At 74.9% G+C, this 12,121-nt stretch carries 12 protein-coding genes; 2 read left to right on the top strand and 10 right to left on the bottom strand.

The features are described from left to right. From ABZX10_RS09005 to ABZX10_RS08995, 3 genes are all read right to left on the bottom strand, one after another. Positions 1 to 734: MFS transporter (locus ABZX10_RS09005; RefSeq protein WP_355537500.1), on the bottom strand; the 734-nt coding region annotated here is incomplete at its 3' end. 13 nt (positions 735 to 747) lie between these two features. Continuing rightward, positions 748 to 1,629, bottom strand: coding sequence for an exodeoxyribonuclease III (locus ABZX10_RS09000; protein WP_355537529.1), 882 nt, complete (start codon positions 1,627 to 1,629; stop codon positions 748 to 750). Between the two features lie 11 nt (positions 1,630 to 1,640). Next, the gene (locus ABZX10_RS08995) at positions 1,641 to 2,807 is read right to left on the bottom strand and encodes a zinc-binding dehydrogenase (RefSeq protein WP_355537497.1); all 1,167 of its coding nucleotides are present in this window, start codon (positions 2,805 to 2,807) and stop codon (positions 1,641 to 1,643) included. Between the two features lie 144 nt (positions 2,808 to 2,951). Here ABZX10_RS08995 and ABZX10_RS08990 point away from each other — a divergent pair, with 144 nt between their 5' ends. Both ABZX10_RS08990 and ABZX10_RS08985 read left to right on the top strand, forming a co-directional pair. Continuing rightward, positions 2,952 to 3,407 carry an SRPBCC family protein gene (locus tag ABZX10_RS08990; protein ID WP_355537494.1) on the top strand — a complete coding sequence of 152 codons (456 nt, stop codon included), beginning with the start codon at positions 2,952 to 2,954 and terminating at the stop codon, positions 3,405 to 3,407. Further along, the gene (locus tag ABZX10_RS08985; protein WP_355537491.1) at positions 3,404 to 4,648 is read left to right on the top strand and encodes an APC family permease; all 1,245 of its coding nucleotides are present in this window, start codon (positions 3,404 to 3,406) and stop codon (positions 4,646 to 4,648) included. The genes ABZX10_RS08990 and ABZX10_RS08985 overlap by 4 nt, the downstream gene beginning before the upstream one ends. Here ABZX10_RS08985 and ABZX10_RS08980 read toward each other — a convergent pair. Genes ABZX10_RS08980 through ABZX10_RS08950 form a run of 7 tightly spaced genes read right to left on the bottom strand, consistent with a single transcriptional unit; the run spans position 4,620 to position 12,112 of the window. After that, on the bottom strand, positions 4,620 to 5,189 hold the full coding sequence (locus ABZX10_RS08980; protein ID WP_355537488.1) for a YdcF family protein: 570 nt from the start codon (positions 5,187 to 5,189) through the stop codon (positions 4,620 to 4,622). The two genes, ABZX10_RS08985 and ABZX10_RS08980, sit on opposite strands and share 29 nt — an antisense overlap. Then, a complete protein-coding gene (locus tag ABZX10_RS08975) occupies positions 5,174 to 6,766 on the bottom strand; it encodes a hypothetical protein (protein WP_355537485.1) in 1,593 nt (530 codons plus the stop codon). Before ABZX10_RS08975 ends, ABZX10_RS08980 begins: the two co-directional genes overlap by 16 nt. After that, on the bottom strand, positions 6,753 to 7,748 hold the full coding sequence (locus tag ABZX10_RS08970) for a glycosyltransferase (RefSeq protein ID WP_355537482.1): 996 nt from the start codon (positions 7,746 to 7,748) through the stop codon (positions 6,753 to 6,755). The genes ABZX10_RS08975 and ABZX10_RS08970 overlap by 14 nt, the downstream gene beginning before the upstream one ends. Continuing rightward, positions 7,745 to 8,965: a lipopolysaccharide biosynthesis protein gene (locus tag ABZX10_RS08965; protein ID WP_355537479.1), complete on the bottom strand. Its 1,221-nt coding sequence runs from the start codon at positions 8,963 to 8,965 to the stop codon at positions 7,745 to 7,747. Before ABZX10_RS08965 ends, ABZX10_RS08970 begins: the two co-directional genes overlap by 4 nt. Further along, positions 8,962 to 10,101 carry a glycosyltransferase family 4 protein gene (locus ABZX10_RS08960; RefSeq protein WP_355537476.1) on the bottom strand — a complete coding sequence of 380 codons (1,140 nt, stop codon included), beginning with the start codon at positions 10,099 to 10,101 and terminating at the stop codon, positions 8,962 to 8,964. Before ABZX10_RS08960 ends, ABZX10_RS08965 begins: the two co-directional genes overlap by 4 nt. After that, complete coding sequence (locus ABZX10_RS08955) at positions 10,098 to 11,162, bottom strand: glycosyltransferase family 4 protein (RefSeq protein ID WP_355537473.1); 1,065 nt, start codon at positions 11,160 to 11,162, stop codon at positions 10,098 to 10,100. The genes ABZX10_RS08960 and ABZX10_RS08955 overlap by 4 nt, the downstream gene beginning before the upstream one ends. Beyond that, positions 11,159 to 12,112 (bottom strand): amino acid--[acyl-carrier-protein] ligase, encoded by a 954-nt coding sequence (locus ABZX10_RS08950; protein ID WP_355537470.1) that lies wholly within the window; start codon positions 12,110 to 12,112, stop codon positions 11,159 to 11,161. Before ABZX10_RS08950 ends, ABZX10_RS08955 begins: the two co-directional genes overlap by 4 nt. Between the last annotated feature and the right edge of the window lie 9 nt (positions 12,113 to 12,121).

Genomic DNA, 12,121 nt, shown 5'->3' with positions numbered 1-12,121 from the left:
GAGGTGAGCTGGCGAGGTGGGGGTAGATTGCTCGGCTTATTGTCCCCACCCACCCGCCCCGGGCCCGCCGCGCCCCCGCCCGCCCCCCCGTGCGGGGCGGGCGGGCGGGGCGGCCGGCCCCCCCCGCCGCCGGAGGTCTCGGGCGCGGGCGGCGTCTGACGAGGGGCGGTGCGGGCGGTCACGCCGGCCACGACGGCCGCCGCGGCGGCGGTCACGACGAAGGTCCAGCGCCACCCGACGGTCAGCCCGATCAGCTGGGCGAGGAGGCTCGCGACCAGCAGCGCGGCGGGACCCGAGGACTGCTTGACCGAGAACGCGAGTCCCTGCCGGTTCGCGGGAATCGCGCCGTTCACCGAGGCGTTGGCGGCCATCTGGGTGGACGCGTGCCCGCTGCCGACGATCGCCGCGCCGATGAGCAGGAGCGCGTAGCTATCGGCCACCCCCGCGACGAACAGTGAGCCGGTCACCGACAGGGCGCCCGCGACGACCACCCCGGTCCGGGGAGCGATCCGGTCGAAGAGCGGCCCGCTGCACGTGGCGACGAGCGCCGCGAAGGTGAAGAACGCGCTGATCAGAACGCCGAACTGGGCCGCGCCGAAGCCGAGGTCGGCGCGGACGGTGACGGCCTGCACACTGAGCAGGTACGACGGCGTGGTCCCCACGGTGGCCATCAGTGTGGTCGAGAGGATCTGCGTCGTGTACCCCGGAACGCGCGGCAACCGGAGACCATTCACATATATAATGTTATCAGTCGACGTGCGGAGCGCCATCTCCGCCGGAGGTCACCGCGTACTCGACGACGACCGGGGCGTGATCGGACAGCCGCTGATCCGGCGAGGGCTCCTTGTCGACGACGACCGACAGCGCCGCTCGCGCGAGCCGGGGCGTCGCGAGGTGATGGTCGATCCGCCAGCCCACGTCCTTGGTGAAGGACTCGCCGGCCCAGCTCCACCACGACAGCGGCCCCGGCCGGTCGCCGTGCAGGGCACGCACCACGTCGACCAGCGTCCTCGGGCCGATCTGCGCGTCGAGCCACGCGCGTTCCTCGGGGAGGAAGCCCTCCATCTTCTGAGCGGGGCGCCAGTTGGTCACGTCGTGGGGCAGGTGCGCCAGGTTGAGGTCGCCGAGCAGGAGGAACTCGCGTCCCGCGGCGAGCGCGGCGCGCCGGTTCCGGCCCAGCTCCCGCGCGAACGCGTCGAGGAACCGCATCTTGCGGTCGAACTTCGCGCCCCCGTCGGGCTTGTCCCGCATGTTTCCCGGCCGTTGCAGGTGCGCGGGCACGCCGCCCTTGGGCAGGTACAGGCAGGCCACCGTCAGGCCCGGCAGGTCCACCTCGACGTACCGGCCCTCGTGGGCGAACTCACGCAGGCCCCGGGCGCGGGGCGGGTGCGAGGCCCAGGTCCGCACGGCCGACGGTGCCGCCCGCGTCAGGATCGCGACGCCGTTGCGCCCGGGGACCGAGCCGCAGTCGATCGCCGCGTGATAGCCGGGGAAATCACCCACCTCGTCCGGCGGGCAGCGCAGCTCCTGCAGCGCGACGATGTCGAGCCCGCGGCCCGCGAGCCAGGCGTCGAAGCCCCGGCGACGGGACGCGCGGATCCCGTTGACGTTGAACGCGGCGACCCGCAGCGGAGCGCCGGTCAGGGCGCCGCGACCGTGCTCGACGGGTCGATGAGGATCTTCGCGTGCACCTCGGGATCGCCCAGCGCACTGAACGCGGCCTCCACCCCTTCGAGGCCGACGGTACCCGTGACCAGCGGCTTCACGTTCACCTTGCCGTCGGCCATCATGTGCAGCGTGTCGTGGAACTCGCCGGGGTCGTAGCCGAAGGCGAACCGCAGCTCGATCTCCTTGTTCCCGGCCAGGGCGGGCATGATCTGGTCGGGCTCCATGCACACGCCCACCACGACCACGCGGGTGCGCAGCGGCGCGGCCTCGATGATCGAGTTGATCATGCCGGGCACGCCGACGCACTCGAAGACGACGGGACCCGACGGGGTCTCGCCGATCCGGTCCGCGAGCCGGAAGACGTGCCACCACGGCACCGGGCCGGGGACGAGTGTCAGCTTGTCCATGGTGCTCACGCCCAGCTTGAACAGGTCGCTGGCCCTGCGGATCTCGGTGCGGGGCTGCTTGTAGGCCGCCCACGGCTGCTGCTCGCGCGGATCGACCACCACGTGCGCGCCCATCTGCTTCGCGAGGGCGCGGCGGCCGGGGGAGAAGTCGCTGGCGATGATCTTCTTCACGCCCGACGCGCGGAGCATGGAGATCACGGCCAGCCCGATGGGGCCGCAGCCGATGACGATTGCGGTCCGGCCGCGGCCGACCTCGGCGCGGCGCACCGCGTGCCACGCCACGGCCATCGGCTCGGTGAGCGCGGCCTCCTCGTCGGACAGCTTGTCGGGCACGGGCATCGTCATCGACTCCTGGACCAGAACCTGCTCCGCGTACGAGCCGGGGGCGCGCTCCGACAGCCCGACGAGCTGCGGTTCGCTGCCCACCATCACCGTCGGGAGGGACACCACCCGCGTGCCCACGGGCCAGCGCTTGCGACAGCCGGGGCCGTACTCGGCGACGGTGCCGACGAACTCGTGTCCCATGACGATGTGCTGGTCGGTGCGCATGCAGTCGTCGTACCCGGCCTTGGCGGCGAGGTCGGCGACGAGGTCGGCATGGTGGCGTGCGTGCAGGTCGGATCCGCAGATCCCGGTCCGCGTGACATCGAGCAGCACCTGGCCGCGGGCGGGGCTGGGCGAGGGGACGTCCTCGACGGTGAGGTTGCCTTCGTTGACCACGACAGCTTTCATACAACCGAGAATAAACCGTCACCGGCGGCCGTCGGCCGCGCGCCCGTGCGGCGTCCGCCACAGCGGCCCGGGCGCGGTGCGAGAGCGCCGCACCGTGATCCCAACACTGGGCACGACGCCGGTGGACCTGGTTCGATGGCAGACATGAGCGCATCGGAAGAAACCCGCATCGTCTCCGCCTCCCGCGACATCGCGGCGCCCGCGGACCTCCTGTTCGAACTGATCGCCGATCCGGCGCGCCAGCCCGAGTGGGACGGCAACGACAACCTCGCGGAGTCCGCTCCAGGGCAGCGGGTCCGCGCGACCGGGGACGTCTTCAGCACACTCCTCACGATCGGTCAGGTGCGGGAGAACCACGTCGTCGAGTTCGAGGAGGGCCGCCTGATCGCGTGGCGGCCGGCACCCGTCGGCGAGCCGGCGCCGGGGCACCTCTGGCGCTGGGAGCTCGCGCCGTTGGCGGACGGCGGCACCCGCGTCACGCACACCTACGACTGGACGCAGCTGCACGACGAGCACCGCCTGCCGCGCGCTCGGGCGACCACCGCGGACCGTCTGGCGGCGTCGCTCGACCGGCTCGCGGCACGCACCGAGAACCGGTGACCGGTCCAGCGCTGCGTCGCACGCTGGGCGTCGGCGACGCCGTCGCCGTGGGCCTGTCGGCGATGGTCGGCGCCGGCGTCTTCGTGGCCTTCGGGCCCGCGGCCGCGGCGGCCGGGTCCGCGGTGCTCGTGGGGCTCGTGGTCGCCGCCGCCCTCGCCTACTGCAATGCGAGTAGCTCGGCGCGGCTCGCCGCGCTGTATCCGCAGTCGGGCGGGACCTATGTCTACGGCCGGATGTGTCTCGGCCCGTTCTGGGGGCATCTCGCGGGCTGGAGCTTCGTGGTCGGGAAGTCCGCGTCCTGTGCCGCGATGGCCCTGACCGTGGGCCACTACGCCTGGCCGGAGCACGCGCACGCCGTCGCGGTCGGCGCGGTGGTCGCCCTGACCGCGCTGGGCGTCGCCGGGGTCGAGCGCTCGGCGCGCATCGCCCGCCTCGTCGTCGCCGGCGTGCTCGCGGTTCTCGTCGCCGTCGTGGCCTTCGTCCTCGCCTCCGGCGGTGCGGACCCGTCCCGCGTCGTCGACGGCGCCGCCGCCGGTCCGTTCGGGGTGCTCCAGGCGGCCGGCCTGCTGTTCTTCGCGTTCGCGGGGTACGCCCGGATAGCCACGCTCGGCGAGGAGGTCCGCGACCCCGCGCGCACGCTGCCGCGGGCGATCTTCGGCGCGCTCGGTATCGCGCTGGCGGTGTACGCCCTCGTCGGGCTCGCGCTGGTCGCGGTGCTCGGAGTGGACGGGCTCGCGCGGTCGCCCGCGCCGATCGCCGACGCCGCCCGCGCCGCGGGGTTCCCCGTCGCCGTCGTCACGATCACCGCCGCCGTCGCAGCCCTCGGGTCACTGCTCGCGCTCCTGCTCGGCGTCTCCCGCACGACTCTCGCGATGGCCCGTGACGGGCACCTGCCCCGGGCGCTCGCCGCGGTCGACGAGCAGCGTCGGGTGCCGGTGCGCGCCGAGCTCGCCGTCGGAGCCGTCGTCGCGGTCGCGGCCGCCACCGTCGATCTGCGCGCGGCGATCGGATTCTCGTCGTTCGCCGTGCTCCTGTACTACGCCGTCGCGAACGCCTCGGCGTGGACGCTCGATCGCTCGGTCCGGGCCCGGATCGTGCCCGGCCTGGGGCTGGTCGGATGCCTGCTCGTGGCGCTGTCGCTGCCCGTGGGGTCGGTCGCCGGCGGCATCGTCGTGGTCGCGGCCGGCGCCCTGGCCTACTGCGCGACCCGGGCTAACAGCCCGTCTGGTACAGCGCCTTGAGCCAGCCCGCGCTCTGGTACCCCCAGCCGAACACCGTCTCGGCGGTGCCGCGTCGTTCGGGGAAATCGGTCATCTGCAGCGTGGCGCCGTAGCAGCGCTCCAGGATGAACCGCGCGCGCTCGACGTGCGCCGTGGTGGTGACCACGATGATGTCGGTCCAGCCCCGGAGCTCGGCGATCCGCCTGATCTCCCGCGCCTCCCCGCGGGTGGTCCACGGCTTGGGTAGGAAACACGTGATGTCGACACCGGTGATCCGGCTCGCGCACAGGTCCTGCATGCGGGTGTCGTTCTCGCCGACCGAGTTGGACAGCACGACCTGGGACGCGAGGCCCTGCTCGGCGAGCCGGAGACCGTACTCGAACCGGTCGTAGGGGTTGCCGCCGAGCACGACGATCGCGTCCGCGCGCTGGAGCGACCGGTCCACCTGGGGCTGCACGTACGCGCGGTCGACCGTGAGCCCGACGGTGACCAGCAGCACGAGCGCGACCACCGCCGTGAGGAAGCGGCGGATGCGCCGCTGTCCGCTCACCGCTGCCTGCACCAGTCCAGTATCGCGGTTGCAACGACTCGTCGCACCTCGGGGTGGTGGCCGGGGTGGTCGCCGGTGGGGATCCGTACGGTGCGGGCGGGCGCGGCGGCCCCCCGGGCGGCGCGCCGCGCGAGCGAATCCATGCCCTCCGGGCCGCGCTGATCGTCGAACCAGCCGGCGTCGGGTGGCGACAGCACCAGCACTGCGTGCGTGCCCCCGTCGACCACGGGCCGCAGCAGCACCTCCGGGACCTGGGTGACGCCCCGTCGGCCCAGATAGCGCCAGCCCGCGTACGGCAGGCGGCGGCGGAGCAGGTGCTTGAGCCGCCCGCGGCCGCTGACCGCGAAGGCGCGGTCCGACCTCGGGGTCCCGAGGTCGCCCGCGGGGTCCTCGGCGATCGCGGCCTTGATCCGCCACGAGTACAGCACGGAGTTGACCAGCACCGCCGCGTCGGCGCCGACGGCGCGCGCCGCGTGCGCCGCGAACCACGAGCCCGAGCACAGCCCGGCCGTGAGTTGTGGGCCCGTGCAGCTGCGGGCGGCGGCGATCGCGTCGTCGATCCCCGTCGCCGGGAACAGTGGCACGACCTCGGTGGCGGAGACGGAACCCGACTCGCCGGCGCCGCGCCGGTCGAACCGCACGGCCTCGCCGCCGAGCGCCCCGATCTCCCGGGCCAGCGCGACCCACGCCCGGTTCGGGCCGTGCCGCGTGTCGTTCGCGGTGGCGCACAGCACCACGGACCGCGCCGGGGCGCCCTCGGCGGGCAGGGTGCGTACGGCTGCCGCGCCCCCGAGGTCCTCGAGGCGCTCCTCCACGCCGTCGAAGCGTGCCCGGGTGCGGATCACCGGGTCGACGGTGACCGGTGCGCGGTCCGGAAGCGCCGCGGACAGCCAGGCGGTGATGTCGTCGAGCGCCGGGTCGGGGATCCGGACCAGGTGCGTCGGGGCCTCGAGGAACTCGGCCATGCCGTCGACGGTGAGGCGGTCGGCGTCCGCGGCGCCCACCGGCTCCGCGCCCGGCCGGGCGGCGACGAGCGTGCGCGGCGCGGCGAGCGCGTCCGCCGGTAGTCGTGCGAGGTCGGCGACCGCGTCGGCGTGCACGTCCAGACCGATCCAGGTCCCCGGTCCGGCGCCGACGGCCATGTGCGCCAGCGCCACCCGGGACCGGGCGAAGGCCCGGCCCCCGACCGGATCCCAGAGCACCGCGGCGGGCGGGTCGAGTCCGGCGGCACCCGCGAGCGCGGCCCCGGCACGGACCGCGACGACCGCCGGGGCGCCGGCGCCGAGGGAGCGCAGGTACGCCGCGGCGGCGCGCACGGAGTCGATCCACATCGTCACGGCGTCGGCCCGGCCTGCGGCGCCGGCGGAATCGCCGGTCCCGGCGTAGTCGAAGCGCAACACCGCGAACCCGTCCGCGGCGAGCAGGTCCGCCAGTCGGCGCAGGCCGCGGAGCGCATCGTGCTGTTCCTTCGCCAGCGGCGGCACGATCAGCACCGCCCCGCGGACCGACCGGGACGCGGGCAGGTGCAGCGCACCGTAGAGCGGCGCCGCCTCGGGGCCGAAGTAGGTGCGGATCTCAGTCGAGGGCATCGATGATCTCCCTCGCCCGGTCCTCGTAGGTGTGCCCGCCGCGGGTGATCGCGGCGTGCCCGGCGGCGGCGATCCGCGCGGCCGTCGCGGGGTCGGCCGCGACCCGCGCGATGATCCCGTCGATCTCCGTGGGGTCGTCGTAGAGCAGCGCCTCCCGGCCGTCGGCCAGCAGCTGCGCGTGTTCGACGGTCCGCGGTCCCACGAACAGGCCGCCCGCCGCCGGCACCTCGAAGGTGCGACAGGTGTGCGTGTCCCGGTTGTCGGAGTTGAGCAGCACCAGGTTGGCGCCGATCGCCGCGATCGCCGCGGACAGCTCGGTGCCGTACTGCGGACCGCGCACCGTCGCCCGCGTCGACCGCAGGCCGGGGCGGCGACGCCAGCCGTTCCCCGCGAGGTAGAAGTCCTCGCCGTGCGTGCGGGCGAAGCCGGTCAGCAGTTCCGCGCGGTCCGGGCGGGCGTTGCCGACGAAGCCCGCGGCGTACCGTCGGGCCGTCCGCGGCGGGACCGGGCGGTGCCAGGCCGGGTCGTAGGCGCTGAGCACGTGGACGACCCGCCGCGCGCCCCGCGCGACGAGCTCGGGCGCGTTGTGCGCCTTGGTGGTCACGATCGCGTCCCATTCGGGCTCGGCCGCGAGGTAGGCGGGCGTGGTGTTGCCGGGATTGGACACGTCGTCGGCGCTGTAGTGCACGTGCCGCGCCGCGGGCAGCGCGAGCAGCCGCTCCTGGTCCAGGTGCACCGCTGTGTAGCAGAACAGCAGGTCGGGAGCGGGCCGGGACTCGAGCGCGCGGTGCACGGCGTCGACGGTGCCGGGCGCGCGCCGCCCGGTCCGCTTGGCGTACCACCAGGCGGGGGACAGGCGCCGCGGCAGGGTCACGGGTGTGGTGTCGACGACCTCGACCTCGTGTCCCGCCCGGCGGAACCCGTCTGCGAGGGAGCGGGCGTTGCTGCCGTACCAGTCGTCGCCGGCGAACAGGATCCTCATGCGCGCGCCGCCTCGAGCCGCCGGACCCGTAGCACCGAGAACCCCGCCGCGGAGGTCTGCGCGGCGACGACGCCGAGCACCACGGTGACCGGGTCGTGCGTGTGCATCGTCACGAGCAGGGCGACCGCGATGACGACGGCGCCGACCGCACCGACCAGCAGCACGCCCCGCGCGTCGTCGCGTACCGGCAGCACGGCCGTGGCCACGAAGGACGCGACGGCCAGGCCCGGTAGCGCCCACGCCTGGACCTGCAGGAGGGGGACGGCACCGTCGAACTCCGCACCGAAGACGAGGGGCACCGCCCACGGCGCGAGCACCGTGGCGGCGCCGGCGAGGCCGACGCCACCGGCCGCGACCACGACGACCGTGCGCCGGGCGACCGACCAGAACTCGCCGTCGGCGCGCCGCGCGAGGCGGGGGAGCAGGCTCATGCCCACTGCGTCCAGCAGTGACCCCGCGGCCTGCACCGGCCGGTCGCTCGCACTGAACAGGCCGAGCGAGTGCGGGCTCAGCGCGGGGGAGAAGACGGTCGCGGCGCTCGGCCCGTACGTCGAGGACAGCAGCCGGGCCGCCAGGACGGGCGCACCGGTGCGCAGCAGAGCCACCGGCGGCCGGGGCCGGGCGGGCCGCCCGTAGTCGCGGACGGTGCGCGCCCAGGACCACGTCACCGCGATCGCGCCGCCGGCCAGGAGGCAGGCCATCGCGGCCTCCGGCGTCCGCACCCGGGGCAGGAGCGTCACCAGCAGCAGCAGATAGACCACGCGCCCCGCGGTCTGCTGCAGCACGACGGCACCGAAGCGCTGCGCGCCGATGAGCACCCAGTCCTCGCCGGACGCGCTCACCGAGCCGACGACGAGCCCCAGTGCGGCCATCTCCACACCCCGCGGCACCGGCAGCACGACGGTCAGCGCGAACAGCGCCGTGAACGCGCCGAGCGCGGCGCCCCGCAGCCCCGCGTAGTCGCCGCGCAGTCGATCGAGGCCGGGGCGCCCGACGCGCGCGGCGGTGAACGCCGTGATGCCCAGGTCCGTGCACAGCGCGCCCAGGAAGTAGGTCGACATGGCGACGGCGAGCAGGCCCATGCCCGCCGGGCCCAGCACCCGCGCGCAGAGCGGGATCGTCACCAGCGTGATGACGTACTGGCCGTACCGGCCCGCCGAGACCAGCGCGACATCGCGCACCACGCCCGCGGATACGCGGAGCCGGACCCGGGTCATCGCCCGTCCCGCGCCACCCGCGCCAGCAGGGAGTCCGCGATCGCCGCGGAGGTCTTCAGGTCCAGGTCGCGGCCGCGATCCGCCGCGGCGGCGGCGAGCTGCTCGCGCAGCTCCCAATCCTCGATGAGCGCGTCCAGCGCGACGGCCAGCAGGTCGGGCCTGCGTGGCGGCACCAGCACACCGGTGCGTCCGTCGTCGATCAGCTCGGTCGGTCCGCCCGCGCCCGCAGCGACGACGACGCGCCCCGCGGCCATCGCCTCGGCGACGACCTGCCCGAAGGGCTCGGTGAGCCGGGAGTAGTGGACCACGACATCGGCCGCGGCGGCCTCGGCGAGCGGGTCCGGCACATGGCCGGTGAACTCGACCCGGTCGGTGAGTCCGAGGCGCGCGACGAGTTCCTCGAGCTCGGCGAGGTAGGCGTCGTCCCCGTCGAAATGCGCGCCGCCGACGAATCGCACCCGCGGGGCGGACTCCATCTGGGCCAGGGCGCGCAGCACCAGGTCCTGCCCCTTCCAGGGCGTGATCCGCGCGATCATCGCGATCCGGACGTCCTTCGGCGGCCGCTGCGGGGCGGGCGCGGGGACCGTCGTCATGTCGACGCCCGGAGGGCACACCGCGGTCGGGCTGCCGCCGGTGGAGATCGTGGCGAGCGTGCCGCGGGAGTTCGCGAGGTACCCCGCGGCCGCGACCCGGCCCAGCACCCGGAGGGGGAACCGCTTGCCGCCGAAGTACTCGGCGCTCACCCGATCGTGCACCTGCCAGACGAGGGGGATACCGGCGCGTCGCGCGGCGACGGCCCCGACCAGCAGCGACCTGGTCGACTGCGCGACCAGCACGTCGGCGTCGTAGGCGCGCAGCAGCGGCGCGATCCGTCGGCCGTCGCGCAGCATCCCGACGGCGCCGCGGGCCACCGTCAGCGGCCCCGAGCCCCGGCGGACCTTCGCCGACCGGCCCCGGACCACTGTCACGGGCACGCCGTCGGCCTCGAGGACGTCCGTGAGCGGGCCCGCGGTGAGCAGCACCACGGAGGCGGGAACGCCACGGCGCCGCAGCTCGCCGGCGAGCCGGGCGAACGCCAGCTCAGCACCCGACGGTGCCGCGGTGTGGCCCAGGAAGACCGGTCGCTGCGCGCTCATGCGGCCACCGCCCGGTACAGGCCGGCGTGGCTCTCCGCGGCCGTGTCCCAGTCGAACCGTTCCGCGTACGCGCGGCACGCGGCCACGGTCGGGCGGTCCCCGTCGAGTGCCGTGGCCAGACGGTGCGCGAGCGCGTCGGCATCGGCGGCGGGGACCACGAGATCGGGCGCGAGGCCCCGGACGGCGTCCGGCAGCCCGCCGACATCGGTGACCACGGGCGCGCGGCCGGTGGCGAGCGACTCGAGCGCGACCAGGCCGAAGCCCTCCCACGACCGCGAGGGCACGACGGTGATCGTCGCCGCGGCGTACTTGCGCGCGAGCTCGGCGTCGTCGATCGGACCCACGAGGGTCACCGTATCCGCAACGCCGAGCTCCGCTGCGCGTTCGGTGAGGTCCCGGCGCAGCGGACCGTCGCCGACGACGTCGAGGCGGGCCCCGGGGTGGCGGGCGAGGACGCCGCGCCACGCGTCGAGCAGCACGTCGATGCCCATGCGGCGCTCGAGCCGGCGCACGCAGAGCACGCGGGGCGGACCGTCGGGCACGGGGGCCGCGGCGAACCGCTCGAGGTCGACCCCGGGCGGGATGACCGCGACGATCCCGCGGTCGGCGCCGTAGCGCTCGACCAGGACGTCGGCGAACGCCTGCGAGAGCACCACGAAGCGATCGCTGCCGCGGTACCGGGCGCGTTCGACCAGGGCCTTGGCCGCGACCGCGGCGCGACCCTCGCCCGCGGCGGCGCTCTCCCGCGCCCACGGGCCGTGGAAGTGCGTGACCAGCGCCGCGCCACGGGGCGCGGGGCCGAACAGCGCGAAGTGCCGGTCCAGAACGCGGGTGCCCGACGGTGCCGGACGCCGCGACGCCCGTACCCGCGCGAGCGTCGACCCGGCGTCGGGTCCCCACGAACCGCCGCCGGCCTCGGGTGCGCCGAACGCGGCCGCCGACACCTCGAGGTCCGCGCGGCGTCGTAGAGCGCCGAACAGGCCCGCGAAGTAGCGGGGGAGTCCGCCGCGGCCCGCGGACGGCCACTGCGCCCCGGTGAGGTGGACGGACAGCCCGGTCACAGTTGCGCGTTCACGGCGTTCGGCCAGGACCGGCGGTCCAGTCCGTGCGCGGCGAGCAGTGCGAGGGCGATCCGTTCGATCCCGAAGCCCACGCAGGCGCTGTGGGCGGGCGCGCCGTCCGCGGTGGTGATGTAGAAGTTCACCCCGAAATGATCGCGGTGGTAATTGCTCGACGCGACGGCGACCCCCGGCAGGTCGTCGCCGTAGAGGGGGACGAGCAGTTCGGTCTTGAGGTTGTCCGCGGACTGGCCGGCCGCGAGCATGCGGCCTCCGCGCCCGAAGAACGGATCGGTCGCGGGCGCGCGCTGGACGCGCAGGTCGAGCTCGGCGAGCAGGTCGGCGGCGCGGGCGGCCCACGTGTCGCGGTGGGCGACGGCGGCGCGGTCGGAGCCGACCCGCACGATCTCCCGCATCCGGAAGGACTGCATGCGCGCCGGGTCGATCGAGGGCTCTCTGCGGTAGCAGTGGCCGGAGACGTCGATCCAGGCGCCGTCCCGCGGCAGCTCGCCGGTGAGGGTGGGGTAGACGCAGTGACAGGCCGACGGCACCAGCGCCACATCGCTGGCGCGGAAGTGCCCGCCCCAGTCATGGCCGGCGGCGCGCCCGGCGAGCAGCAGGCGGTGTTCGGCGTCGCCCCCGGTGTAGGTGGACACCGCGCCGGCGAGCTGCGGGAAGGACGCGATGTAGTCGGTCCGGTCGAGGACCTCACGCGGCATGACGGGAGGGAACGACAGGACGGTCGCGGCGCCGCCGTGCACCTCGCGGACGGCGGCGGCGATGAGCGCGTCGATCGCGGAGGTCAGCTCGGTGAACGCGGCGCCGTGGCCGTACACGCCGTCGACACCCGTGGGGATCAGCAGGCCCGCGTCGAAGAGGGACGTGCGGAATCCCTGCTGACGGCTGTACAGGTCAGTAAAGTCGACTACACGTGCTGTCGCGGCCCGGGTCATTCGGCCTCA

The organism is Tsukamurella sp. NPDC003166 (genome assembly GCF_040611135.1).
Classification (GTDB): Bacteria; Actinomycetota; Actinomycetes; order Mycobacteriales; family Mycobacteriaceae; genus Tsukamurella.
This window is presented reverse-complemented; position numbering and strand designations above follow the sequence as displayed.